General features: G+C 67.5%; 23 protein-coding genes. 9 read left to right on the top strand and 14 right to left on the bottom strand.

Annotation, left to right across the window (positions count from 1 at the left end):
- Positions 1-4: 4 nt before the first annotated feature.
- The 6 genes from DZG09_RS08060 to DZG09_RS08035 form a co-directional block, all read right to left on the bottom strand.
- Positions 5-1,465, bottom strand: coding sequence for an LCP family glycopolymer transferase (locus DZG09_RS08060; protein ID WP_338039988.1), 1,461 nt, complete (start codon positions 1,463-1,465; stop codon positions 5-7).
- Positions 1,462-1,953: a 5-(carboxyamino)imidazole ribonucleotide mutase gene (gene purE, locus DZG09_RS08055; RefSeq protein WP_119697454.1), complete on the bottom strand. Its 492-nt coding sequence runs from the start codon at positions 1,951-1,953 to the stop codon at positions 1,462-1,464. Before purE ends, DZG09_RS08060 begins: the two co-directional genes overlap by 4 nt.
- A 223-nt stretch (positions 1,954-2,176) precedes the next feature.
- Entirely contained in the window at positions 2,177-2,764 is a 588-nt protein-coding gene (locus tag DZG09_RS08050) for a response regulator transcription factor (RefSeq protein ID WP_119697453.1), read from the bottom strand.
- 38 nt (positions 2,765-2,802) lie between these two features.
- Entirely contained in the window at positions 2,803-3,960 is a 1,158-nt protein-coding gene (locus DZG09_RS08045; protein WP_162893231.1) for a mechanosensitive ion channel family protein, read from the bottom strand.
- A gap of 194 nt (positions 3,961-4,154) precedes the next feature.
- Positions 4,155-5,105 (bottom strand): permease prefix domain 1-containing protein, encoded by a 951-nt coding sequence (locus DZG09_RS08040; protein WP_119697079.1) that lies wholly within the window; start codon positions 5,103-5,105, stop codon positions 4,155-4,157.
- Between the two features lies 1 nt (position 5,106).
- Positions 5,107-5,508 (bottom strand): PadR family transcriptional regulator, encoded by a 402-nt coding sequence (locus tag DZG09_RS08035; protein WP_119697078.1) that lies wholly within the window; start codon positions 5,506-5,508, stop codon positions 5,107-5,109.
- A gap of 164 nt (positions 5,509-5,672) precedes the next feature.
- Here DZG09_RS08035 and DZG09_RS08030 point away from each other — a divergent pair, with 164 nt between their 5' ends.
- Positions 5,673-6,638, top strand: coding sequence for a DMT family transporter (locus tag DZG09_RS08030; protein WP_240423763.1), 966 nt, complete (start codon positions 5,673-5,675; stop codon positions 6,636-6,638).
- Positions 6,639-6,739: 101 nt separating this feature from the next.
- Here DZG09_RS08030 and DZG09_RS08025 read toward each other — a convergent pair whose 3' ends face one another.
- Together DZG09_RS08025 and DZG09_RS08020 are read right to left on the bottom strand one after the other, a co-directional pair.
- Positions 6,740-8,170, bottom strand: coding sequence for a mannitol dehydrogenase family protein (locus DZG09_RS08025; protein ID WP_162893230.1), 1,431 nt, complete (start codon positions 8,168-8,170; stop codon positions 6,740-6,742).
- Positions 8,171-8,389: 219 nt separating this feature from the next.
- Positions 8,390-9,817, bottom strand: a complete 1,428-nt coding sequence (locus DZG09_RS08020) for a phenylacetate--CoA ligase family protein (protein ID WP_162893229.1) — start codon at positions 9,815-9,817, stop codon at positions 8,390-8,392.
- 198 nt (positions 9,818-10,015) lie between these two features.
- Between DZG09_RS08020 and DZG09_RS08015 the strand changes: the two genes are divergently transcribed.
- Positions 10,016-10,747, top strand: coding sequence for a SurA N-terminal domain-containing protein (locus tag DZG09_RS08015; protein ID WP_119697074.1), 732 nt, complete (start codon positions 10,016-10,018; stop codon positions 10,745-10,747).
- 150 nt (positions 10,748-10,897) lie between these two features.
- On the opposite strand, the gene DZG09_RS08010 is transcribed toward DZG09_RS08015, so the two are convergent.
- Positions 10,898-11,683 carry an anti-sigma factor gene (locus tag DZG09_RS08010; protein WP_119697073.1) on the bottom strand — a complete coding sequence of 262 codons (786 nt, stop codon included), beginning with the start codon at positions 11,681-11,683 and terminating at the stop codon, positions 10,898-10,900.
- Complete coding sequence (sigK, locus tag DZG09_RS08005; protein WP_119697072.1) at positions 11,680-12,261, bottom strand: ECF RNA polymerase sigma factor SigK; 582 nt, start codon at positions 12,259-12,261, stop codon at positions 11,680-11,682. Before sigK ends, DZG09_RS08010 begins: the two co-directional genes overlap by 4 nt.
- 173 nt (positions 12,262-12,434) lie before the next feature.
- Between sigK and DZG09_RS08000 the strand changes: the two genes are divergently transcribed.
- The 5 genes from DZG09_RS08000 to DZG09_RS07980 all read left to right on the top strand — a co-directional run bounded on the left by DZG09_RS08000 (position 12,435) and on the right by DZG09_RS07980 (position 18,495).
- Positions 12,435-13,115 (top strand): fasciclin domain-containing protein, encoded by a 681-nt coding sequence (locus DZG09_RS08000; protein WP_119697452.1) that lies wholly within the window; start codon positions 12,435-12,437, stop codon positions 13,113-13,115.
- Positions 13,116-13,360: 245 nt separating this feature from the next.
- On the top strand, positions 13,361-14,602 hold the full coding sequence (doeB2, locus tag DZG09_RS07995) for a N(2)-acetyl-L-2,4-diaminobutanoate deacetylase DoeB2 (protein WP_205529092.1): 1,242 nt from the start codon (positions 13,361-13,363) through the stop codon (positions 14,600-14,602).
- Positions 14,603-14,625: 23 nt separating this feature from the next.
- A complete protein-coding gene (locus DZG09_RS07990; RefSeq protein ID WP_119697071.1) occupies positions 14,626-15,891 on the top strand; it encodes an aspartate aminotransferase family protein in 1,266 nt (421 codons plus the stop codon).
- A 1-nt stretch (position 15,892) separates the two neighbouring features.
- Positions 15,893-17,101, top strand: coding sequence for an ectoine hydrolase (doeA, locus tag DZG09_RS07985; protein ID WP_119697070.1), 1,209 nt, complete (start codon positions 15,893-15,895; stop codon positions 17,099-17,101).
- Positions 17,098-18,495 (top strand): NAD-dependent succinate-semialdehyde dehydrogenase, encoded by a 1,398-nt coding sequence (locus DZG09_RS07980; protein ID WP_119697069.1) that lies wholly within the window; start codon positions 17,098-17,100, stop codon positions 18,493-18,495. Before doeA ends, DZG09_RS07980 begins: the two co-directional genes overlap by 4 nt.
- A 228-nt stretch (positions 18,496-18,723) precedes the next feature.
- Here DZG09_RS07980 and DZG09_RS07975 read toward each other — a convergent pair whose 3' ends face one another.
- The 4 genes from DZG09_RS07975 to DZG09_RS07960 form a co-directional block, all read right to left on the bottom strand.
- The gene (locus DZG09_RS07975; RefSeq protein ID WP_119697068.1) at positions 18,724-19,566 is read right to left on the bottom strand and encodes an alpha/beta fold hydrolase; all 843 of its coding nucleotides are present in this window, start codon (positions 19,564-19,566) and stop codon (positions 18,724-18,726) included.
- 199 nt (positions 19,567-19,765) lie between these two features.
- Positions 19,766-20,746, bottom strand: a complete 981-nt coding sequence (locus DZG09_RS07970) for a PstS family phosphate ABC transporter substrate-binding protein (RefSeq protein WP_119697067.1) — start codon at positions 20,744-20,746, stop codon at positions 19,766-19,768.
- Positions 20,743-21,156, bottom strand: a complete 414-nt coding sequence (locus tag DZG09_RS07965; RefSeq protein ID WP_119697066.1) for a hypothetical protein — start codon at positions 21,154-21,156, stop codon at positions 20,743-20,745. Before DZG09_RS07965 ends, DZG09_RS07970 begins: the two co-directional genes overlap by 4 nt.
- 10 nt (positions 21,157-21,166) lie before the next feature.
- Complete coding sequence (locus tag DZG09_RS07960) at positions 21,167-22,429, bottom strand: Na/Pi cotransporter family protein (protein WP_119697065.1); 1,263 nt, start codon at positions 22,427-22,429, stop codon at positions 21,167-21,169.
- Positions 22,430-22,826: 397 nt separating this feature from the next.
- Here DZG09_RS07960 and DZG09_RS07955 point away from each other — a divergent pair, with 397 nt between their 5' ends.
- Positions 22,827-23,153 (top strand): hypothetical protein, encoded by a 327-nt coding sequence (locus DZG09_RS07955; RefSeq protein ID WP_119697064.1) that lies wholly within the window; start codon positions 22,827-22,829, stop codon positions 23,151-23,153.
- Positions 23,154-23,176: 23 nt separating this feature from the next.
- Entirely contained in the window at positions 23,177-24,079 is a 903-nt protein-coding gene (locus DZG09_RS07950) for a tyrosine-type recombinase/integrase (RefSeq protein WP_119697063.1), read from the top strand.
- Positions 24,080-24,117: the final 38 nt, after the last annotated feature.

Genomic DNA, 24,117 nt, shown 5'->3' with positions numbered 1-24,117 from the left:
CCGCTCACCCGGAACCTTCCTCATCCGGATGCAGCGCCGACTGCACATCAGTGCGGATATGCGCATAGTCGGGCGGCGTCGTGTCGGTGCCGTAGCCGTTGTTCGGTGTGAACTCGATCGAGTCGATCGGCTGCTCCTTGGCCTTCATCGCCAGCTCGAAGAAGTACGGCAGGTCTGCCTGCGGCATGTCGGTCTGCACCAGGTCGTCGCCCGCCCTGGCGATGTCCTGGAACCGATTCAGCACGTTCTGCGGGGTGAACTGCTCCAGGATCGCCGCCTGCAGCTCGCGCTGCCGCCTCATCCGGTCCCAGTCGTTCGTCGTGTAGCGCGACCTCGCGTACCACTGGGCCGTGTCACCGTCCATCGTCTGCATGCCGGGCTCGATCCATCCGGTCGCCCACTCCTCTGCCGGCTGACCGGTGTACGACGGTCCCGGCCCCTCCGGCAGCCGCTCGGTGACCTCGATCTCGACGCCGCCGAGCGCATCGACGAGGGAGGCGAAGCCATGCATGTCGAGCAGCACGTAGTGCTCGACATCGATGCCGAGAATGCCCTCTGCTGCGTCTTTGGTGGCTTCGATGCCCGGCGCCGAACCGTCCTCATCGGCATCCGGATACAGGTCCGTTCCGCCGGTTTCGCTGTACTGCCCGTTCTCATCGCAGACCTCGACGCGCTGTCGCACGTGGTTCAGCCAGCCGTTCCAGCTGCACGTCTGGCTGGCCTGCCCCTGGAATCCGTTCGGGTAGATGTCGTGCATGGGTGTGCCCTCTTCGAAGGGCACGTTCAGCATCTCGCGCGGCAGGCCGAAGATCGTCACCTTGCCGGTGTCGGCGTTCACTGAGACGACGGAGATGCTGTCGAAGCGCAGAGAGTCCCGCCCTTCCGACGAGTCGCCGCCGAGCAGGAGCACGTTGTAGTAGCCGTCGTCCGGTTCGATCGGGGCGCCGGCGGAGAAGATCTGGTCGATCGCGCTGCTCGCCGCGAGCATCCGGGGCGCGGCGAAGGCGACGGTGCCTCCCGTGACGAGCATCAGTGCGACGGAGAGCAGCGCGATCAGGTAGCGACCGGGAGGTGCCGTCTTCACCAGGCGAGTCAGGCGCAGCGTGTCCAGGCTCAGGATGATCCAGAGCACGCCGTAGGAGATGACGATCACGGTGAGGGCGACGAGGACGAAGGGGTTGATCAGCACGCTGAGCGTGGCGGAGCGCCACAGCAGCAGCCCCGCGACGAGCAGCACGATGAGAAGCCACATCACCAGTGTGGCGGCGAGGCCGAAGCGCCCGAGCCTGCGGTTGCCTGCGAGCACCTGCGCGGACCCGGGGATGAGCCAGTTGACGACGACGAGCCACCAGCCTCGGCGCGTCATCACCTGCTCGTCGGACGCATCGGGGTGGCGCATCGGGCGGGCACTCAGGACTCCGTCGCCCCGAGATGCCGAGCGCCATGGCGACTCGGTCAGGGTCACGCGCCGCTCTCCTGGTCGCTCTGCAGCGACTCCTTCAGCCTCCGGTTCTTCTCCCCGACCTGCGACTCGAGGTCGCGGGCGTATGCCTCGATCCTCTCGGCCATGGCCTGGTCACTCGCGCCGAGGATGCGCGCGGCGAGGAGCCCTGCGTTCTTCGCACCGTTGATCGACACGGTGGCGACCGGAATACCCGCAGGCATCTGCACGATCGACAGCAGCGAGTCGAGCCCATCGAGCGTCTTCAGCTGCACGGGAACGCCGATCACCGGCAGCGCCGTCAGGGATGCGAGCATGCCAGGCAGGTGCGCCGCTCCCCCTGCACCCGCGATGATCGCCCTCAGGCCGCGCGATCGCGCCTCGCGCCCGTAGCTGAGCAGCTTGTCAGGTGTGCGATGCGCCGAGACGACCTCGACCTCATGCGGAATGCCGAAGTCGCTCAGCACCGTCGACGCGTCAGCCATGACGCGCCAGTCGGAGTCCGACCCCATGACGAGCCCGACCAGTGGTTGCGTGGAGGAGTGAAGCACGCCACCCAGCGTACGGCGCTCCTCTCGGCTCCACCTGACACGACCCGCAGAGTCCAGTATCAACCCGCCGACACCTGCGCACCCCGTCCGCGGCCCCACCGATCGTCGCTCGGGTGCGACGAAGTGCCGCTGTTGCGCATCTCAGGCGGCACCTTCTCGCACCTGAGCTGCGGGGCGCGGCGCGTCAGGCGAGCCCTTCCCGGCGCCAGAGGCGCGCGGCGTGGCGGAGGTCGTCGGCGTAGGTGCTCAGACGCAGCGCCCTCGTCGTGAAGGCGGTCGAGCGGTCCGGTTCGCTCTGCTCGTAGTCATCGGCCAGGTGCGTGGCCCCGGATGCCTGCACTCGGCAGAAAGCGCTGGCCCGGTCGAGTGCCACCGCGAAGTCGCCGGCGAACACGCCGCGCATGATCTGGTCGATCACGGAGACCAGCTCATCGGGGCCGGCGGGGCTCGGTGCACCGGCTATGGCGGCGTCGGCCGAGTGGAGCTCGGTGCGCCCTCGCTCGTACAGCAGCGCCGAGGTGCCAGGATCGTCGTGGATCGACAGCTGCAGCAGGTACAGCCGCCACAGCGACCCAGGCAGCGTCTTCGCCGGCGAACGCGACCACAGCTCGGCGATATCGTCGATTCCGTTGTGATTCGTGAAGTCGATCAGCCGTTCGACGATGTCGGTGTCCGGCTCCGCGCGCACGCGCGCCAGCAGTGCCTGGGCCGTCGAGTGCGCCACCCGCGACACTTCGGCAGGGTCGTCGCCGGCGAACAGCCGGTCGAACATCTCGGATGGGAGTCTGACCGGCTTGTGGAACTCTTCGGTCACTGCTCACCGCCCTCGGCGACCACCGGGATGCCTGTCGTGTCCGTGGGAACGTCGAACCCGCCGCGCTGGCGCGGCGCAGGCTCCTCGACGATGACGCGCCTGCGGACGAGCTCATCCGGGCGCTTCTGCGCCAGGAACCCCACGAGCTTCTCCCGCACGAGGCACCGCAGACCCCAGATGTCGTCGGCGTTCGCCGCAGTGATCGACGCGCGCAGCTGGGCGACGCCTCCGACCGCATCCGTCATCACGAGGCCCCATGAGCGGCGGTCCCACAGGTCCGTGGAGTCGAGCACCATGCGCAGTTCGTCGCGCAGCGCCCCGATGTCGACCGAGTAGTCCACTTCGAGGTAGACGGTTCCGGTCACCTCGGTCTGACTGCGGGTCCAATTCGTGTAGGGCGTCGTCGTGAAGTACGTGGAGGGGAGCACGAGACGCCGGTCGTCCCAGATCTGCACGACGACGTAGGTGAGGGTGATCTCCTCGACCGTGCCGAACTCGCCGTTGACCTCGACGGTGTCTCCCGTGCGCAGGGCGTTCGAGAAGGCGAGCTGGAGTCCTGCGATCAGGTTGCCGAGCGTGGACTGCGCGGCGATGCCGGCGACGATCGATACGACACCGGCCGATGCGAGCAGCGATGCGCCGAAGGTCTGCGCACCGGGAATCGTGAGCAGCATCGCGCCGGCCGTCAGCACGAGCACGAGCACGACCACGAGCCGCCGGATCATCCGGATCTGCGTACGGCGCTGCCGGAGGGTGAACGGATCGTCCTCGAGCTTCTCCTGTGCGCGCAGGGCGCCGTCGATGAAGAAGATCAGGATCTTCGCGAGCAGCCAGCCGACGATGGCGATCACGCACAGGCGCAGCACGTACTCGACGACGCCAGCGAGGTCCTCCGTGCCCTCCGGCATCAGGTTCGGCACCGACACCCAGCTGCCGACAACCGCGATGGCCCAGAAGATGATCTTCGGGAATCGGCGCTTCAGATCGGCGAACACCTCATGCTTGCGGCTGAGACGGCCCATCACCCCGGCGAACACGAACGACGCGAGCAGCCCGAGCCCGATGGCGACGCCGATGGCGATGAGCACCCAGACCCAGGCCATCAGCGGGTTCGCAGTCGCGGCCTCAGCAACTTCCTCGAGATCGTTCTCCATGCCTCCACGGTAGTCGCGGCGGCTTGGCAGCGGCCGGATACGGGCGGAACGTTCTGCCTTCGCGGCGCAAGAGGAGTGCGACCGCATGGAACGAGCATGCAGTCGATCCGGATGGACGGATGTCGCGCGGTCGTATTCAGCTCAGCCGGCCGACGACGAGTCGGTGAACAATTCCCGCGAACGAGATGTCGTGCCTACGCGGTCCGCGCATCGCGGGCGGTCTTGAGCCAGCAATCGATGATGCCCCCGGCCGCGATCGCGCAGACCCCGAAGAAGCCGAACACCACGGCGAGCACGCGCAGCGTCTCGGATGTCACGCCGCTCTCGACCATCAGCACCTCGAGCATCTCGGGGTTGAACAGCTCGCCACGACCCAGCAGCGTGAGGAACCAGCTCGCGCCCAGCACCTGCAGCGCCGTGTTGGCGATCGCGATGCGTGCGGTCCACCGCCCCCTGACGAAGACGGCTGTCTGAATGCCGATGACCATCGCGAGCAGCACGAACACGGCGGCCATCCACCACGGCCAGAGCGAGGGGTTCCAGATCGGATACGCCTCACCGTGCAGGAAGATGAAGCCGACCTGCCGATCCCACACGAACCCGAACGCCGCGGCCGGCATCAGGATGGCGACGGCGATCAGGTCGGCCAATCCTCGCCCGGTGGACCGATTCTCCGGCAGCCGGTCGACGCTCCAGCGAGGGGAGCCGTCGGCGCCGAGCCTGTCCATCACGGCGAAGGCGAGCGTCGTCCACACGCACACGTGCAGCCCCGCTGTGATGCCGGAGGCGATGCCCTCCGCGATGATGTCGCCGACGCCCGCACCCGAGATCGCGTACCCGAGCGCCACCAGCACGGCGACGCTCGCCGGAACGATGGCGAGGAGCAGGCGCAGCCACGTCAGGTAGTGGCGCGGGCCGATCAGCTGAAGCCGCCGGTCGGCGAGACCCGCCGCCAGCACCGCCGGATCGCCGAGCTCGTTCAGCGCGGCTCGCTCGGCCTCATCCGGGCGCTCGCCCTCTTCGATGCGAGCTTCGACGGCGTCGGCGATCGATCCGGTCAGCTCGTTCCTGACGTCGTCGTGCGCCTCCGCGGGCACGCCGCGGAGCGTCGCGGAGATGTATCTGTCTGTCAGTGTCGCGGACATGTCAGTGCTCCTTGTCGATCGGCGTGTCGCGCCGGGCGGACGTGTCGTCGGTGGTGTCGGGAGTCGCAGAGCTCTCCGATGCGTCGTCGAGCGATGCGATCGACGACGTCAGCGCGGCCCAGTCGAGGGTGAGCGCGTCGGCGAGCCGCTCACCCTCATCGGACGTTCGGTAGAACTTGCGGGGGCGAGCCTGAGCCGTGCTCCATTCGCTGACGAGGTGTCCCTGCTTCTCCAGGCGGCGCAGCAGCGGGTAGAGCGTGTTCGCGTCCGTCTCGAAGCCGTGCCGCGTGAGCTGCTCGAGCAGGCCGTACCCGTAGCCGGGCTCGCGCAGCAGGCGCAGGCACGCCAGCACGATCGTGCCGCGGCGCAGTTCCTGCAGGTGGGCGTCGAACTCCTCGTTCATACGCAACACAATACTGTGTGTCACACACTATTGTCCAGCACGCAGGCATCGGCCACTCATCCTCGCCGACCATGAAAGACTTGCCGCGGCATGTTCGATCGCTCTCCTCCCCCTTCCTGCCTGGTCCGCGCGCTGGATGCGCCCCCGCACCGGAGAGTTCCGGCGTGAGCACGCAGGGCACACGCGCTCCGGCATCCGGCTTCTTCTTCGCCGCACTCGCGACGATCGGCGCCGGTGTCGGCATGTCGGTGCAGGGCACCGCCAACGGCGAACTCGGCGATGTGCTCGGATACGGCATCTTCGCCGCCGCGTTCTCGTTCCTGTCCGGCTTGGTGATCCTGGTGGTCGTCGCCGCGTGTGCGCCGACCGCACGCGCCGGCATCGTCCGCGCATGGCGGGCCGTACGCACCGGCGAGTTCCCGTGGTGGATGACGCTGGGCGGCATCGGCGGAGCCATGATCGTGCTCGCTCAGGCGCTGACGATTCCGCTCATCGGCGTGTCGGTGTTCACGATGGCGTTCATCTCAGGCCAGCTCACCGCGGCTCTCGGCGTCGACAACACATCGCTCCCGCCTGGCGGACGACGCCCTCCGACGCTGTGGCGTGTGCTCGGCACGATCATCGTCCTCATCGGCATCTCGCTCTCCGCCGTCGATGTGCTCGCACAGGGAGTGCCGCTGTGGGCACCCGTCCTGCCGTTCATCGCCGGCGCGATGCTGTCGTTCCAGCAGGCGTTCAACGGTCGCCTGCGCATGCTCGCGTCCTCGGCCATCACCGCGAACCTGACGAACTTCATCACGGGAGGGACCCTGCTCTTCGTCTGCGCCGCGGTGCTGTTCGCCTCCGGCGCCCGCATCCAGGGACTCCCTGAGATGCCCGCTCAGAGCTGGATCCTCATCGGCGGAGTGCTCGGCGTCGTCTTCATCGGTGTGACCACGATGACCGTCGCCCGGCTCGGCGTGCTGCTGCTGAGTCTGATGTCGCTGTTCGGAAATCTGCTGGGTTCGCTCGTGATCGACCTGACGCTCCTCGCCGCCCACGCCGAGGTGAACGTCACCACGTACCTTTCGATGGCCATCGTCCTCGCCGGCGTCCTGCTCACCAACATCCCCCGACGCCGCGCCGCCTGACCTCGCGCGAGTGCTCGCCAGCACCCCGCGAAGGCACCTCCTGTGATCGAGCGTGCCCCGGCGTTGCACGCTCGGCGGGTGGGGCACGCCGCGTGCCAGGGTCAGCGGGCGCGGAGCGCGCGGACCTGCGCGGCGACGGCGGCGCGGAGCTGCTCATCGTCGGCGAGCGGGGCGAGCCAGTCGATCTCGGTGAGGAAGCCCGCTGGGTCGCCTTCGTTTCGCAGTGCGACCAGGACCTCGTCGGAGACGCTGGCGAGTATCACGGGCGATGCGGTCTCCGCCACGGCGACGGCGTAGCTGGCGAGAATGCGCGATGCGACCTCGCCGAACGTCTCGCGATCCCGCGCCTGCATCAGCACCGGCATCACGAACTTGCTCATCCGGTCACCGGAATCGGTTGCGAGCCGCTCCAACGTGTCGGCGATCGCGGGGTTGCCGAAGCGCTCGCCGAGCACGCGCACGTACTCGGCACCGTCGACGCCGACGGGCAGCTCGGTCGTGGGCAGCGCGAGCTCGTTCCAGTAGCGCTCGAGCCACCGCGTCACCTCGACGTCGGCCATCGCCTCGTGTGCGTAGGTGTGGCCTCGCAGCAGACCGACGTATGCGAGCACCTGGTGGCCCGCGTTGAGCAGGCGGAGCTTCATGAACTCGTAGGTGTCGATCTCGTCGACGAAGACCGCGCCGTGGTTCTCCACCGCGGGTCGCCCCAGGGCGAAGTTCTCCTCGAGCACCCACTGTTCGAAGGGTTCGGCCACGACCGCCGCCGCATCGGTCACGTCGCCGAGCAGGCTCGCGACGGTCTCGAGCTGAGCCGCCGTGGCACGCGGCGTGATCCGGTCGACCATCGTGCTCGGGAAGGCGACGCTCTGGTCGATCCAGTCGGCGAGTTCATCGCTCGCCAGGCGCGCCGTCGCGACGACGCTGCGCTTGGCGACCGTGCCGTTGTTCTGCACGTTGTCGCACGACGAGACCGTGAAGGCCGGCACCCCCGCATCGCGCCTGGCGCGCAGGGCCGCGACGATCAGTCCGAACGCGCTGCGGGGCGCGGCGAAATCGCCAGCGGCGTCGGCGCGCACGACCGGGTCGTCGCCCGCCGTTCGGGAGTTCTCCGGGTCCTCGACGTAGCCGCTCTCCGTGATGGTCATGCTCACGATCCGGATGTCCGGATCGGCCAGACGCGCGACTGCGGCCGCCGGATCATCCGGCACCAGCACGAACTCGCGCAGCGAGCCGATCACCCGCGAGGTGACGGCGCCATCCGACTCGAACAGGCTCAGGCTGTACAGGCCGTCCTGGCCGCGCAGCGCGTCGAGCAGGCCTCTGTCCTCCTCGCGCACGCCGATGCCGCAGATCGCCCATGGGGCATCCGGGGTCTCGTTGAGGACGCGATCGACGTACATCGCCTGGTGTGAGCGATGGAAGTTGCCGACGCCGATGTGGGCGATGCCGACCGTGGGCTCGCGATCGAGATAGCTCGGCCGTGCCACGGCGTCTGGCAGCTGCGAGAGAGTCTGGCGGGACAGCGCGGTCATGGTTCTCCTCGGCGCTGAGAGATGGCGGACTGAACCAGAGTACGCCCTCGCGATCAGCCCGCTTGCTGCCGAGCACCCCATCCGTCCGGATGCAAGAAACCCCGCCGATCCGCGCGCACGTACCCCTTGTAATCCAACGTACCGATCGGAACCGGATCTGAGCCGGGGCACGCTCGACCGCAAAGGGCACACTCGCGTCCTGCGGCCCGTGCGGGGCGCTCAGTGCTGCTTCCCCCGCTGGTCGACGACGCGCTTGGCCTTCATCTCCGTCTTGGGGAGGGTGTCGGGGGCGACCACCTCGACATCGGCGCGGATCTCGCAGCGCGTGCGCACCTCGCCTGCCACCGCCTCTCCGGCGGCGGCATCGGCGTGCTCGACGACGACGGTCATCACGTCGAGCCCGCTGTCCAGCGTCGACAGCCGGATCTGGAACTCGTCGCCCGTGCCTGAGACGGCGCGCACGGCCTCCTCGATCTGCACGGGGAAGAACTTGATTCCGCGCAGATTGATCAGGTCGTCGGCACGCCCGGTCATGCACCCCATCGCCCTGATGTGGTTGCGGCCGCACGCGCACGCCTCGCGAGAGAGACGCGTGTAGTCGCCGACCACGAAGCGCAGCTGCGCCGAGCTCTCGGAGTTGAGGTTGGTGCACACCGTGATGCCCTTCTCCCCTTCCGGCATGACCTCCTGCGTGACCGGGTCGATCGTCTCCCACACCTGGATGTCCTCCATCAGGTGCAGGAACCGCTCGTCGCCCGTCTCGTACTCGGGGCAGGAGTAGCCGCCGCAGTGCGGTGCGGCCTCCGTGCAGCCGTAGAACTCGACGGTCTTCGCCCCCCACAGCTCGTGGATGCGCTCGAGCGTGCCTTCGACGCCGGAGAACGGCTCGCCGCCCTGCAGCAGCCACCGCACCGAGCTCTTCGCCGGGTCGAGGCCCATCTCCTGCATGGTGCGCCCGAGGTAGAGCAGATACGAGGGCGTGGCGATCAGCACGCGCGGTTCGAAGCGATCGATCATGCCGGCGCGGGCCTTGCTGTCGAGTCCGCCGGCAGGAATCGTCGGCAGGCCGAGTTTCGTGAAGGACTGCTGCGCACCCCACGCGAACACGTGCGGGCCGAAGCCGACCATGCGCAGCGCGGAGTCGCCCTTGCGCAGCCCTCCCGAGTAGAGAGCACGGGCGTTGGCCTGTTCCCAGTACTCACGGTCGAAATGCGTGTAGCGGAACACACGGGGCGTGCCGGTCGATCCGGATGAGGAGAACAGCATCCAGCCGCGGTCGTCCCACTCCTCTTCGCCGCAGGTCGTGTAGGTGCCGTAGGGCGGATGGGCCTCGGCGTCGACCATCATCTCGTCCTTGGTCACGACGGGCCAGTTGCGCACGAGGCTGTCGACGTCGACGATATCGGTCGGTGCGACTCCGAGCCGATCGAAACGGCTGCGATAGAACCGACTGTTCTCATAGAGGAACGGTGCGACCGCAGCGATCTTCTCGTCCTGCACCTCACGGATCCGCTCCCGCGACCAGGTGTCCTTCTCCGACCAGTACTGCTCGCTCACCGGTTCGCTGCGGTCCTCATGGTGCTTCGCCAGCACGTTCTTCCAAGCGTTGCGGGTTTCCTCGGCGCGCGTCGCCGTTGCTTTCCCCATCGGGTCCTCCTTGACTCGCGTGAGTGGCGTCTGCTGGCAGACTGCCATCGAGATCCGGCACCGGCAGGAGAATTCGCATCAACGGGATCAACGAGATCAACGCGCCCAGGGTTCCCCCGGTTCCTGACCGACGCCTGACCGCGGGCCCCGTCGGGGCGTGTAACGTCGCGCGGGATGCACCGAAAAGCTGGAGGCCCCATGTCTGTCCCACGTTCGCTCCTCGCCGGAGCGATCGTCGCCGTCTTCGCCCTGACGGGCTGCAGTGCAGGTGACCCCGAGGAAGAGTCTCCCGCGCCGTCCGAATCCGCGGGTGACTCCGCCGATTCCGCTCTCGAAGGCCTGCCCGACGTCGTCGCGGTCGTCAACGACGAAGAGATCGGCCTCGAAGAGTTCACCTCGGCGTACGAGAACCAGCTGCAGCAGGCGACCGCCGCCCAGCAGCAGACGGGCCAGGCGGTCGATCCTGAGCAGCTCAAGCAGCAGGTCGCCGATCTTCTCGTGAACAACCGGCTGCTGACACAGGCGGCCGCGGAAGCCGGGATCGAGGCGAAGACCGACGACATCGAGACGGTGCTGCAGGAAGTCGCCGACCAGAGCGGTCTCGGATCGGTCGACGCCGTCTACGAGGCGTTCGCCGACCAGGGCATGTCGGAGGACGACGTGCGCGAGGACGCGGCCGACCAGTACGAGCTCGAGCAGTACATCGAGGCGAACACGGATGTGACGCCGCCTGGCGACAAGGAGCTGCGCGCTCAGTACGACACCCTCGTCGAGCAGGCCAAGACGCAGGGCAGCGAGGAATCCATTCCCCCGTTCGACGAGGTGAAGGAGCAGCTCGCCGACCAGGCCGTCACGGACGAGCAGAACGCCGCGACCGAGGAGATCCTTGCTCAGCTGCGCGAAGACGGCGACGTCGAGGTGAACCTGTAGGCCCCCGCGAGCACACCCTTTTCGATCGAGCGTGCCCCCTTGGAACCTGTTCCAAGGGGGCACGCTCGATCACAAGCGAGATGTCGGGCTGCCGATGACCGGCGTTCGCCCGCCCGATTGTTCGTTCGACAGAGATGCGGGGACGGTCGCCTACGCGGTCGGCACGGCGATGATGGGCTCCGTCGTCGGCGCGCCCGTCGCTGATCCGCCCTCATCTTCGACAGTGACGGCGATGACGTCGCCCTGAGAGAGTTCGCTCTCCAGGAGCTTCGGCTCACCCGCCCCGCCGTCGAACACACCGGCGGAGATCGGAGCCTCCTCCCGAACCAACCAGAGCTCGTACTGGCTCCCGTCCTCCAGAGCGGGCACGTCGTCGGCGACGATGACCGCCTGGCCCGTCTCGTACGACCAGTGCACGTCGAGTGTGCCTCCGCCTGGGAGATCCTCAGCGGTGCTGCGCGCGTCAGCGGCGGCCTCGATCCGATCGAGTGCCTCGACCGCGGCGGGGCGTTCGAGCACCTGCGTCGCCACGATCGCACCGCCTCCCAGACCGGCGATCACGACGATCGAGGCGGCGAGAGCCCACAATCGACGACGGCCACGACGACGACGGCGCCTCCGTGCCGATCCGCGCTCGCCGTCGTGGGAATCCGAACCGGTGGCGTCCGGCTCCTGCGCAGCTCCTGCCTCGGAATCAACGGACGGCGCTGCGGATTGCTCCGCTATCCGGGTGAGCAGTGCATCCCTGATGGATGAGGGAGGCTCGACCTCAGTCGTCGCTTCTGCGAGGAGCGCGGCGGTCTCTTCGTCGCGCTCGGCTCGCTCGCGCAGTTCGAGGTCACCGGCGAGCGCTCGGTCGAGCCGCTGCGCATCTTCCGGGTCGAGTGAGTGGAGGGCGCGACCAGCGAGCAGCTCATCGAGATCTTTCTCGCTCATGCCAGAACCCCCATCTTCGACCTCAGCCGTGACAGCCCGTCACGCATTCTCGTCTTCACCGTGCCGATCGGGGTTCCCGTCAGCGCCGAGATCTCACGTTGGGAGTACCCGCCGTAATATGCCAACGTCAACGCCTCCCTCTGCTTCTCCGGAAGCTGCTGAAGGGCTTGGACCACACGGCGGCCCTCCCAGCGGAGTTCGACGTCCTCCGCGACTCCGTCGAACTCCACCCCCGTGTTGCGAATGCCGATCCGCACGTCACGCTCGACGCTGGCCTGCGCCGATCTCACGCGATCCACGGCACGACGATGCGTCATCGTGAGCACCCACGTTCTGCCCTGCCCCTTATTCGGAGAGTACTGCGAGGCGGATTGCCAGATCTCCAGAAAAACCTCCTGCAGCACCTCCTCGCTCTGCGCACGATCGACGAGGACGCGCAGGATGAGTCCGAACATGCGTGACGAGAGCGCGTCGTAGAGGCCGGCGAACGCTCCTTGATCGCGCTCAGCGATCCGGAGCAGCAATTCGGCGATGGAGTCGCCGGGATCATCCTCCACCTCGATGCCGTCGATCACCATGCACACAAGCATGCCTCAAATGCGCACCTTCTGACTTCTTCTCGACTCTCTGCACGTGGGTGTCGGCAGCGCCGAGAACGGGTTCCCATCCGATTCGGCGTGCAGTTCGAATACCCAGTGAAGGCCCGAAGATGTCTCGCCTCGAGCGGACATCCGATCACAAGGAGAACGAAATGATCACCAAGAAGTCTGCTTTCACCGCCGCAGCCGTGCTGTCGCTGGTCGCCGTCGCCGGTCTTGCCGGATGCAGTGCCGATGCGACTGACGACGAAGAGACGAACTCCCCCGCCACCGAGGAGACTGCTCCGGAGGAGAGCACCGACGACGGGATGAGCGAGGACACCGACGACATGGCCGACCCCGCCGCCGATCTCGTCGGTCCCGGATGCACCGCTTACGCGGATGCCGTTCCGGACGGCGCCGGTTCGATCCAGGGAATGTCGCAGGACCCCGTCGCCGTCGCCGCGTCCAACAATCCGATGCTGACGACTCTCGTTTCGGCCGTCTCCGGCGAGCTGAACCCGGACGTCGACCTCGTCGACACCCTCAACGGCGACGAGTTCACCGTGTTCGCTCCCGTCGACGATGCCTTCGCCGAGATCGACCAGGCGACGCTGGATACGCTCAGCACCGACGCGGACATGCTCTCATCGATCCTCACGTACCACGTCGTGCCTGGCCAGATCGCACCGAGCGACATCGAGGGCACCCACACCACTGTCCAAGGCTCCGACCTCGAGGTGATGGGCTCCGGCGATGAGATCATGGTCAACGATGCGAACGTGGTCTGCGGAGGTGTTCAGACTGCCAACGCAACCGTCTATCTCATCGATTCCGTACTGATGCCGATGTGACCACGGGTGACCGCCATAGATGGCGCAGCGAGGCCCCCGGAAGCTCTTCCGATGCTCCCGGGGGCCTCGCCATGCTGATGTGCGCGGTCATCGCTCGCCTTGCACGGTTCGGTCCGCGGTGTTTCGCTTCGGTCACACGGGGGTATCTTCTTCGATTCCCTGCAGACAAACCCACCCTCTGGGGTCTACGGTCGACAACAAGGCGACCGCGCAGATTCGGTCGCGGAGCATGCGAAGGGGGCGAGTTGGCATCAGTCCGGTTCAGCGGCGTCGACCAGTCGGACGCCATGCAGGAGCTTCTCGACTCTGCGACCGCGCTGCGCCATGACCTCCACCGTTCCCCCGAGCTCGGCTGGGCCGAGCACGACACCGCCGCTCGCATCCGCGCGGAGCTCGACGCGCTCGGTGTGACCTGGCGCTCCTGCGCCGGCACGGGCACCCTGGCGCTGCTGGCACCGGATGCCCCTGGCCGTCACGTGGCGTTGCGCGGCGACATCGACGCCATGCCGATCGATGAGGATTCCGGCGTCGAATGGACATCGCGCCGCACAGGCGCGATGCACGCCTGCGGCCACGACGGTCACACGGCCGTACTCGCCGCAACGGCACGCTGGCTGGCCGCGCACGAGGACACTCTCCCCGGCCCCGTGACCCTGCTCTTCCAGCCGGCTGAGGAGGGCGGTCACGGCGCCAAGGCGATGATCGACGACGGGGCGCTCGACGGCGTCGACGTGATCTTCGGCTGGCACAACTGGCCGGCGCTCGGTCGCGGTCGGATGGCATGCCCTGATGGCCCGGTGATGGCCGCCAACGGCACCTTCGCGATCGAGGTCGCCGGCATCGGCGGGCACGCCAGCCAGCCGGAGGCCACGCGCGACCCCGTGCTCGCGGCCGCGGCGATCGCCGTCGCGCTCCAGCAGATCGTGGCCCGCCGCCTCGCACCGCAGACCGCCGCCGTCGTCGCGGTGACCTCGATCGACGCCCCCAGCAACCCGACCGTCACACCGGCGACCGCCAGGCTCGGCGGCAGCATCCGCGTGCCGAGCATCGCCGTGCGCGACGAGGTGTTCGCGCTGATCGCCGAGATCGCGGACGCCACGGCGCGCGCCCACAGTGTCACGGCCGCGACGGAGACGACCAACCGCTACGGCGCCACGGTCAATCATCCGGAGCCGGCCGCCGAGCTGCGCGCGGCTCTGGCCCCAGAGCTGGCCACCGTGTTCAGCACCGACGACCACACTGCCGATGTGCCGGTTCCGGTGATGGCGTCTGAGGACTTCAGCTACTACCTCGACGAGGTGCCAGGTGCGTTCGCGCTGGTCGGTTCAGGATCACAGCACTCGTGCCACAGCCCGCACTACGACTTCGATGATGCCCTGATCGCGCCGGTCGTCGGCGCCTACGCGCGCCTGGCAGGCGCCCCGCAGCTCCCCGTGCCAGCCAGACCCGGGGCAGAAGGAAACATGCAAGAGGTGAGAAGGATCTAGATCGACCTGGAAGGAGTCCGATCATGGACATGAGCCCGTTCGAGCAGTGGGAGTCCGACATCCGCGGTTACTGCCGCGCCTATCCGACCGTTTTCTCCCATGCGTCCAATGCGCGCCAGGTCGCAGAGGACGGCACCAGCTACATCGACTTCTTCGCGGGCGCAGGCGTCCTCAACTTCGGGCACAACAACCCGAAGATGAAGCAGGCGATGATCGACTTCATCTCCTCCGATGGGGTCGCTCACAGCCTCGACACCTACACCACGACCAAGCGCGACTTCGTGCAGAGGTTCCACGACGTGATCCTCGCCCCGCGCGGCATGGACCACAAGATGCAGTTCATGGGGCCGACCGGCACCAACGCCGTGGAGGCCGCCCTGAAGCTCGCTCGGCTCGCCACCGGCAGGCTCGACGTGGTGGCGTTCTCGCACGGCTTCCACGGAATGACGCTCGGGTCGCTCGCCGCGACGGCCAACGAGGCGTTCCGCAAGTGGGCGGGCGTTCCGCTAGATCACGTCGTGCGCGTACCCAACGAGTTCGCCGCCGGCGGCGGCCTCGAAGGGCTCGACGCCTACCGCGCCGCGCTGGCCGACCCCTCATCCGGGCTGCGACCGCCTGCGGCGTTCCTGGTCGAGTCGGTGCAGGCGGAGGGCGGCGTCTGGGTGCACAGCGCCGAGTGGCTGCAGGAGGTGCAGCGACTCGCCCGAGAGACCGGCGCACTGTTCATCATCGACGACATCCAGGCGGCGTGCGGCCGCACGGGCTCGTACTTCAGCTTCGACGGGATGGGTCTCGATCCGGACATCGTCACGCTGGCGAAGGGCCTCGGTGGCTTCGGTACGCCCATCGCGATGAACCTCAACAAACCGGAGGTCGATGCGCACTGGGCGCCGGGCGCGCACACCGGCACGTTCAGAGGACAGGGCCTGTCGTTCGCAGCCGGCACCGTTGCACTGGACTACTTCACCGACGACGTCCTGATGACCGAGGTCGGCACCAAGGGCGCCGTCATGGCCGAGCGACTCGACACGATCGCAGCGCGGCACCCGGATCTCGGATGGCAGGTACGGGGCAAGGGCATGATGCAGGGGCTCGACGTCGTCGACGGCGCGGTCGCCGCCAGAGCACAGGCCGAGGCCTTCGCAAACGGCCTGCTGATCGGGCCGTGCGGCTCCGGGGGGCGCGTGATCAAGCTGATCCCGCCGCTGACGATCCCCGACGAGGACCTCGCCGAGGGCCTCGAGATTCTCGACGCCGCCATCACGGCCGCAAGCGAAGGAGGTGCGTGAGATGCGCATGCGCGATGACATGACGTTCCCGCCCGAGGAGTACCAGCGCCGGCTCGATGAGCTGCGACAGCGTATGCAGCGGCGCCTGCTCGACGCGGTGATCATCACCGATCCCGAGAACCTGATGTACCTCACCGACTACCAGACGACGGGGTACTCGTTCTTCCAGGCCCTCGTGGTGCCGCTCGAAGCCGAACCGTTCATGATCACTCGGCAGATGGAGGAGTCGAACGTCATCGAACGCACGTGGGTGGAGCTGACGCGGCCCTACCCCGACACCGGTGACGCGATCCAGCAGCTGGTCGCAGCGCTGCGGGAATTCGGACTGACCGGCAAGCACGTCGGCTACGAGCGCAACAGCTACTTCTTCCCCGCCTACTTCCAGGACCGCATCCACACCTCGTACCGCTCGGGGCAGCTGATGGACTGCTTCGGCATCGTCGAGGAGGGGCGCGTTCGCAAGTCCGCCGCCGAGATCGACATCATGCGCAAGGCGGCCAGAGCGACCGAAGCGGGGATGAGCGCCGGCATCGCCGCAGCGGAGGTCGGGGCGACGGAGAATGATGTCGCCGCCGAGATCTCCCGCGGCATGTTCACGGCGGGCGGCGAATACCCCGCCGTGATGCCGTATGTGACCAGCGGCCCGCGCACCATGATCGGCCACGCGACGTGGGAGGGCCGCCAGCTCCAGTCAGGCGACGCGGTGTTCCTCGAGGTCGGCGGGTGCTTCCGGCGCTATCACACGGCGATGATGCGCACGGTGCTGCTGCACGACATGACGCCGTCGATGGCTCAGGCGCAGGAACGGATGAAGACGGCGCTGCGCGAGCTCAAGGCCTCGCTCAGGCCCGGCCTCACGGTCTCAGACGCCGACTCCATCGTGCGCAACATCATCACGGAGAACGACGTCCAGGCCGATCTCGTGACCCGTGCGGGCTACTCGATCGGCATCGCGTTCCCGCCCGCCTGGGACGAGGGCTATATCCTCAGCCTGATGCCAGGCGGCAACGCCGTGCTCGACGAGGGTATGACGTTCCATGTGATCCCGTGGATGTGGGGCGTCGACGGCACCCGCACCGTCGGCATCTCCGACACCATCCGGATCACGGAGACCGGATGCGAGTCGTTCTTCACACTCGACCAGGATTTCACGGTCAAGGACTCGGGCGAACAGGTCGGCCTGCACGCGTTGGAAGGGGAAGCATCATGACGGAGACCTTCACCGCGATCGACCCGACGACCGAACGGGTCGTGCGCGAGATCCCGACGTTGGACGAGACCGCACTCGACGCCGCACTCCAGCGTGCCGAAGACGCGTACGACGCGTGGCGGCGCTGGTCGTACACCGACCGTGCGAAGGTGCTCAACGGTGTCGCCGCCGCGATGCGCAGCGACGTTGAGCGGCTGGCCATGCTGATGACCGAGGAGATGGGCAAGCCCATCGTCGAGGCGCGCGGCGAGGTCGAGAAGGCGTGCTGGGCGGCCGAGCACTATGCAGAGCACGCCGAGCAGTACCTGGCACCGGTCGACCTGCCCAGCGACGCGACCCGCTCCTATGTCCAGCACCTCCCCCTGGGTCCCGTGCTCGGCGTGCTGCCCTGGAACGCTCCGTTCTGGCTCGCGTTCCGGTTCATCGCGCCGGCGCTCATGGCTGGCAACACCGCCGTGATGAAGCACGACGGGCACGTGCCCGGATGTGCGGAGGCGATCGCGGGCATCGTGGCGCAGGTCGCGACTGAGCACGGCGCTCCGGAGGCGATCGTGCAGCATGCTCCCCTCGGCCACGACATGGTGGAGCGGGCGCTGAAGGATGACCGGATCAGAGCGGTGTCGCTGACCGGATCGGAGAAGGCCGGCGGCACCGTGGCTGCCATCGCCGCGAAGCAGATCAAGCCGGCCGTGCTGGAGCTGGGTGGATCCGACCCGGCGATCGTGCTGGCAGATGCCGATCTCGAACAGGCGGCCGACGTCATCACCGTGATGCGCAAGATCAACGCCGGTCAGTCGTGCATCGCCGCGAAGCGCGTGATCGTCGAACGCGCGGTGTACGACGAGTTCGTCGCGCTCTACGCCGAGCGCCTGGCCGCACTGCGGCTGGGCGACCCGCGGGATGAGAAGACCGATGTCGGGCCGATCGCGCGCGCCGACCTGCGCGAGGGGCTGCACCGCCAGGTGGTCGAATCGGTCGAGCAGGGCGCGACGCTGCATTTCGGCGGCGAGATCCCGGAGGGGCGGGGATTCTTCTACCCGGTGACCCTGCTGACGGACATGACGCCGCGCATGACGGCGTGCGTCGAGGAGACGTTCGGCCCAGTGGCGGCGGTCATCCCCGTCGACTCGGCCGAGCAGGCGATCGCCGTCGCCAACGACACGCCGTACGGCCTCGCGGCCAGCGTGTGGACCGGCGACGTCACTCGCGGTGCGGCGATGGCGGCCGAGATCGAGGCAGGGCAGGTCGCCGTCAACGGCATCGTGAAGACGGACCCGCGCCTGCCCAGCGGAGGGGTGAAGCGCTCCGGCTTCGGACGCGAGCTCGGCCCGCACGGGATCCACGAGTTCGTGAACGCACAGCAGGTCTGGCTCGGTCCGAAGCGTATAGGGTGACCGCGCCAGGCCTGCACCTCCTGCCTTCCTCCGGGCACACCGGAAGAAGGCAGGAGGTGCAGGATGACCACGCTCTTGGACGACCGGGATTCGGGCCTCTCGACCACGAGCCGTGCTCGCCGATCAGCTGCCGGTCCGTCCGGCAGCTCTCGGTCTCGCCGGGACAGGGTCCGCGTCGCAGACGAGATCGCTCAGCGGGCAGCCCAGTTCTGCAAGGACCGGCTTCCGTCATGCCGTCATGACGTGGTTCCGCAGAGCGGGCAGGACGGCGCCCCAGACGGCGGGCGGCGGGATCTCGTGTCCGACTCCCTCGAGGCGGAGGAGCACGGCTCCGTCGATCGCACGCGCAAGCGCTTCGCCGTGCGGCATCGGGAACATCGGGTCGTCCTCACTGTGCACGATGAGAGTCGGGACCGTGATGCCCGCCGGATCCGCCGACGCGCCCGGTGCGGCCAGAAAGTGGTTCGACATCGAAGCCGCCATGTCGCGGCTGCGGCGCACCTCACGCGTCGCCAGAGCGCGCACCCGCGCCTCATCGAACCCGAGCGGGCCCGCGTAGGGACGCTCGACGTCGACGCGATAGTCGATGACCGCGGCCTCGTCGGACCAATCGATCTCCGGTTCCGGCTCTTCCCAGGTCGCCGCGACCTCAGGGGTCGGCGGCGGCAGAACTCCGTGATCACCGCCAACGGGACTCGTCTCGATGAGGGCGAGGGAGCGCACCCGCTCAGGCGCGCGCACCGCGACGATCTGCGCGATGCCGCCGCCCATCGACATTCCCATCAGATGCGCGTCCGCGATCCCCAGGGCATCGAGAATGCGCAGCGGATCGGCGGCGAGATCGTCGCCGGTATAGCCGGGGCGCCCCGGCGGAGATGCAGTGGATCGGCCGGTGTCGCGATGGTCGTACCGGATCACCTGCATGTCGCCAGCGCTGAGCCGCTCACACAGCTCAGGAGTCCACCAGTCCATCGACTGCGCTCCGCCGGCGATCAGCAGCAGCGCGGGCGCGCCTTCCGGGCCGCAGTGGTCGATCGCCAGCGCGACACCGTCCAGATCGAGGATCTCCATCGTTCCCTCCGTCTCTTGCCGTCTGCAGTCACACCCTAGCTAGGTCCGAGGCGCTGCCGCTGATGTCGGCTGCGGAGGCCCGCCTCTCGCACATGGCTCGATCCCTTGCCCGGCGAATCGTCGACTGAGGCTCGAGCCTTGTTCTCCTCCTGTGCCCAGGTGAGAGCGTTGCCTTCGAACGCCCGAGCGGGGCAGACGCCTACCGGTGGGCGAGCGCCTCCGCCAGGTCCACGTCGCTGAACGGGTCGCCGTCGAACATCGAGCCGGTCACCTCGTCGGTGAATCGCTGCTGCACCAGTGCGGCGAGGTTGCCGTCGAGAGGGTAGAAGAAGCTCAGCGCCGCAGATTCCCGCGCGTTCTCGAGGTAGTGCTCCACGAAACCGGTCACATCCTCGGATTCCAGTGCCGCAGTGGAGACGTAGATGAACAGAGGCCGGGCCAGGGCGTACGTACCGTCCTGCGCATGTTCAAGTGAGGGGGCCACCCCGTCGATGTTCACGGTGGTCAGATCGTCGCGGGTCTCAGCGCTGCCCAGATAGTTGCCGATGCCCATGAAGCCCATCCCATCCGGGTCTTCGGCGATCCAGCCGGTGAGCTCCGCGATGTCGTCCGAAGCCTCTACATCCTCTCGGATCTCCCCGGCCGCACCGTTGATCTCGTGCGTGAACGTGGCAAACGTTCCTGATCCAGCGGGGCGGCCGTAGAGGTTCAGCTCTTCATCCGGCCACTCAGGCCGCACATCCTGCCAGGTCTCGACCGTCGAGTCGGGTGACCAGATCTGCGCGAACTCGTCCATGGTCATGTCCCGCGCGAAGTCGTTGTCGGCGTGCACCACCACGGTGAGCGCGTCCCACGCCACCGGCAGTTCGATGAACTCGATCCCGGCGGAAGCGCACGCATCCATGTATTCCTGCGGGATGGCCTCGGAGGCGTTGTTGATCGCCGACTCTCCGGCGCAGAAGCGTGCGAACCCGTCCTCGGACCCTTCCGCTGTCACGGAGACCGCATAATCGGACGTGCTGGACACGTGCTCGGTGATCGGTGCCACCGTCGAAGAACCGGAGATCTCGATCCGTTCCGATGCGGCAGCCTGCGTGCAGGCCGTCAGCGCCAGCCCAACGGATGTGGCCATTCCGATGGCGACCAGACCTCGGCGGGTCATCACGCTCGTTGTGCTCATCGCTGCTCCGTTCCGGGTCCGGTATCGCTCGGGTTCGTGTCGCCGTGCGGGCTCGGCTCCTCGGCAGCCCCGCCAGACTCCTCCGGTCCGGCCGTGCCGGTGCGGCGTCCGGTCATATCCCGAAGCACCGCCTCGAAGAACTCCTTCACCTTCGCCCAGTTCACCGTGGCCTCGGCCAGATGGTGCTCGAGGCGCTCGATCTCGGCATGCTGCGCCTCGTGCTGACGACGCTCGGCCAACTCGGCGCGGAGCCGAGTCACCGTCTCCTCGGTCTCGGCCATCAACCGGACGAGCGCAGCGTCGATCTCCTCGACGGAGCGCGGCACATCTGCCTCAGTCAGCGGTGAACGCTCGTCGACTCGGTCACCCCGGTCCTCGGCGCCGGGACCGTTGGTGTGCTGCGTGTCCATGATCGACCTCTCAGAAGATGGTGGTGACGAGAATGAGCAGGCCCGGTACGACGACGAACACGCCGAGCACCCACAGTGCCGCGAAGAACTTGTTCTCGGCAGAGCGGTTCGCCAGCCACGTGGCGCCCTTGATCGGGATCTCCCGCAGGAACGGGATCCCGAAGATCAATACCATCGCCGTCAGGTTGAACAACAGGTGCACCAGAGCCACCTGCAGGCCCACCGAAGCATCGACGCCGCTGAGGCCCAGCGCCGCCAGCAGCGCGGTGGCGGTGGTGCCGATGTTGGACCCGATGGTGAAGGGATACACCTGGCGCAGGGAGAAGGTGCCTGAACCGGCAAGAGGGATCATCAGCGAGGTGGCCGTGGAGGAGGACTGGACGATCGCCGTCACCACGGTTCCGGATGCGATCCCGCTGAGCGGACCGCGGCCGATGGCGGCGTGCAGCACCTTCTTCGCCTGTCCCACCATGAGGACCTTGAGCACCTTCCCGATGAAGGTGATCGAGACCAGGATCAGGGCCACGCCGACGGCGATGGTGATCACCCCTCCCCACGGCACCCCGAGGGGCTCCGTCAGAAAGCCGACGAGTTCTTTCAGAGGTGCGGTCGCTGCTCCGACCACGTCCGCGCTGTCGGTGTCCACGCCGCCGACACCGGTGAGGACACCCGCGAGCCACCCGGAGACCGTCTGAAGAAAGCCCGTCGCGATCTCCAGCGGGAGCAGGATGGCAACGGCCATCAGGTTGAAGAAGTCGTGCACGGTGGCGGCCGCGAAGGCCCGTCGAAAGTCGTCCTTGTTCCGGATCATACCGACGCTGACGAGCGTGTTCGTAAGCGTGGTGCCGATATTGGCGCCCATGATGATCGGGATGGCGACTTCCAGCGGCAGTCCGCCCGCGGCGAGACCGACTGTGATGGAGGTCGTGGTGGAGGAGGACTGGGTGGCCGCGGTGGCCAGGACACCCACCATGAGCGCCACGAGCGGGTTGCTGGCGAAGGCGAACAGCGCCTCGGCTTGGCCACCGGTTGCGGCTTTGAAGCCGGCGCCGATGACGCCGACGGCGGAGATCAGCACGTAGACGGAGACGACGACGGAGAGCCAGTTGACGACCGATCGCGCTCTCCCCTCTGGCACGAAGGAGTCGAAAGGGCCACGCAGCCGCGATTCCTCGGCGGGCGTCGACGTGGCTGCGTCATCAGGATGCCGTGTGATCACCGAACTGTGCTCGTCGGTCGGATCATCAGCATCGTCATTCTGCCGCTCTGACATATGTTGACTCCTCCGCCGCTCGGCGTCGCTGGTGGGCACGAGATCACTGAAGCAAGGAAGCAGCCCCGGGCACACCCTTTCAGCCGGGAACGCTGGCTGAACATCCGGTTAATGAGACTCGGGCCGCGGCCAGGCAAGAGGGGAATCAACTCCCGAGAACGGATCATCATGACGTGCGCGGCTGAGCACAAGACAGCAAAAAGGCTCGAACCCCAGCCAACGATTCTGTTGGCTGGGGTTCGAGCCTTGTGCGTGGGTGGGCCCACCGGGGCTCGAACCCGGGACCCGCGGATTATCAGGGCGACGTTTCGCCCATCATCCACGCGGAATTCGGGCGCCGCTCGGCAAGCATCGAGCGTGACGCGGTCGCGCCGGTCACCCCGATCGAGGCCCGCGCATGATCGCCAACGTCGCGGTCAACACGATCCCCACGAAGACGGGAAAGGTGCGTCTCGTATGCCAGATCTGCGGACGCATGAGCAGCCCTCGCTCGCGCGCCGGGCTCGGCGATCTCCCCGACGGCTGGAGCATCGCGCCCTACCCTGCCGACTTCCAGCACCCCGACAGCACCACCGGAGACACGTACCAGTGCCCTGCCCACAGCGGCGGCGGCGCCATCGGGCACGCACCCCGCGAGTATCTCCGACCGACTGACGCCACGAACAGCGACCTGCCCAAACCTACCCATGCAGAATTGGGCAGGTCGGTCGGCGCGCACGACTGACCTGCGTTTATAGATTCATTGACATGGACTGGAATACCGCTCGCGAGCTGTGGAACGCAGACCAGCGTGCCGCCGGACTCGCCCACCGCACCATTGAAGGTCGCACTGCCCTCCTAGTCACCGTCGAGCGATCGATCAGACGCGGCCCACTCGACATCACCAAGGCCGACCTCGTCGCCGTACTCAACCGCCCCAACGCACGCACCGGAAGATCGCTCTCCCCCGGCACCAAGCAGGTCGAACGCTCCTACTTGCAGACATTCACGCGATGGATGCTCGAAGAGGGCTACCGCGACGACGACCCCGGAGCCAGACTCCGGAAGGTCAAGCTCCCCCGCCGACGACCACGCCCCGTCACAGAGCAGCACATCGAGCTCATGCTCGACCACGGCTACCAATCAACTCGCGACATGATCATCGTCGGCGCACTCACCGGGCTCCGCGTCAGCGAGATCGTCAAGATCCACGACGACGATGTCGATCCCATCACGGGAACGATCCGATCTACCCGCAAAGGCGGCTTGGAACATCTCGTCCACATGCCCCCAGCCGTACGTGAGATCGCTGACAGGCGCGGCGGCCTCGGATGGTGGTTCCCATCCCCCTACCGCAACCACCAATTCCCCGACGGCGGCGGACACATCCTCATGAAGTCCGCCTCCACGTCGATCAGCCGCTGCCTCCGAAGCGCCGGGATCCACGCCCCCATTACCGGCCACTCACTCCGCCACTACTACGCGACAACGCTCCTACGCAGCGGCGTGAACGTCCGCGTCGTGCAAGAGATGATGGGACACGCGTCCCTCGCTACCACCCAGCTGTACATGGAGGTCAGCGACGACGAGATGTCCGCGGCCGCGAACGTGTTGCCCTTCATCTCACCCCGCTCTCGTTCGGCTCGCTCTTCACACCGCAGAGCGGCGTAACCGCCGCGCAAGCCCACGGCGATGGTGCAGAGATCCCG

It is taken from the genome of Microbacterium halotolerans, assembly GCF_003569805.1.
Taxonomy (GTDB): domain Bacteria; phylum Actinomycetota; class Actinomycetes; order Actinomycetales; family Microbacteriaceae; genus Microbacterium; species Microbacterium halotolerans.
The sequence above is the reverse complement of the archived record's forward strand: the minus strand, read 5'-3'. Positions and strand labels throughout refer to the sequence as shown.

What these genes read in the sequence shown, in the direction of transcription:
- purE (WP_119697454.1), bottom strand. Translation starts at nt 1,953, where the DNA reads ATGGGGTCGGACTCCGACTGGCGCGTCATGGCTGACGCGTCGACGGTG.
- DZG09_RS08050 (WP_119697453.1), bottom strand. Translation starts at nt 2,764, where the DNA reads ATGTTCGACCGGCTGTTCGCCGGCGACGACCCTGCCGAAGTGTCGCGG.
- DZG09_RS08045 (WP_162893231.1), bottom strand. Translation starts at nt 3,960, where the DNA reads ATGGAGAACGATCTCGAGGAAGTTGCTGAGGCCGCGACTGCGAACCCG.
- DZG09_RS08040 (WP_119697079.1), bottom strand. Translation starts at nt 5,105, where the DNA reads ATGTCCGCGACACTGACAGACAGATACATCTCCGCGACGCTCCGCGGC.
- DZG09_RS08035 (WP_119697078.1), bottom strand. Translation starts at nt 5,508, where the DNA reads ATGAACGAGGAGTTCGACGCCCACCTGCAGGAACTGCGCCGCGGCACG.
- DZG09_RS08025 (WP_162893230.1), bottom strand. Translation starts at nt 8,170, where the DNA reads ATGACCGCGCTGTCCCGCCAGACTCTCTCGCAGCTGCCAGACGCCGTG.
- DZG09_RS08020 (WP_162893229.1), bottom strand. Translation starts at nt 9,817, where the DNA reads ATGGGGAAAGCAACGGCGACGCGCGCCGAGGAAACCCGCAACGCTTGG.
- DZG09_RS08015 (WP_119697074.1), top strand. Translation starts at nt 10,016, where the DNA reads ATGTCTGTCCCACGTTCGCTCCTCGCCGGAGCGATCGTCGCCGTCTTC.
- DZG09_RS08010 (WP_119697073.1), bottom strand. Translation starts at nt 11,683, where the DNA reads ATGAGCGAGAAAGATCTCGATGAGCTGCTCGCTGGTCGCGCCCTCCAC.
- sigK (WP_119697072.1), bottom strand. Translation starts at nt 12,261, where the DNA reads ATGGTGATCGACGGCATCGAGGTGGAGGATGATCCCGGCGACTCCATC.
- DZG09_RS08000 (WP_119697452.1), top strand. Translation starts at nt 12,435, where the DNA reads ATGATCACCAAGAAGTCTGCTTTCACCGCCGCAGCCGTGCTGTCGCTG.
- DZG09_RS07990 (WP_119697071.1), top strand. Translation starts at nt 14,626, where the DNA reads ATGGACATGAGCCCGTTCGAGCAGTGGGAGTCCGACATCCGCGGTTAC.
- doeA (WP_119697070.1), top strand. Translation starts at nt 15,893, where the DNA reads ATGCGCATGCGCGATGACATGACGTTCCCGCCCGAGGAGTACCAGCGC.
- DZG09_RS07980 (WP_119697069.1), top strand. Translation starts at nt 17,098, where the DNA reads ATGACGGAGACCTTCACCGCGATCGACCCGACGACCGAACGGGTCGTG.
- DZG09_RS07975 (WP_119697068.1), bottom strand. Translation starts at nt 19,566, where the DNA reads ATGGAGATCCTCGATCTGGACGGTGTCGCGCTGGCGATCGACCACTGC.
- DZG09_RS07970 (WP_119697067.1), bottom strand. Translation starts at nt 20,746, where the DNA reads ATGAGCACAACGAGCGTGATGACCCGCCGAGGTCTGGTCGCCATCGGA.
- DZG09_RS07965 (WP_119697066.1), bottom strand. Translation starts at nt 21,156, where the DNA reads ATGGACACGCAGCACACCAACGGTCCCGGCGCCGAGGACCGGGGTGAC.
- DZG09_RS07960 (WP_119697065.1), bottom strand. Translation starts at nt 22,429, where the DNA reads ATGTCAGAGCGGCAGAATGACGATGCTGATGATCCGACCGACGAGCAC.
- DZG09_RS07955 (WP_119697064.1), top strand. Translation starts at nt 22,827, where the DNA reads ATGATCGCCAACGTCGCGGTCAACACGATCCCCACGAAGACGGGAAAG.
- DZG09_RS07950 (WP_119697063.1), top strand. Translation starts at nt 23,177, where the DNA reads ATGGACTGGAATACCGCTCGCGAGCTGTGGAACGCAGACCAGCGTGCC.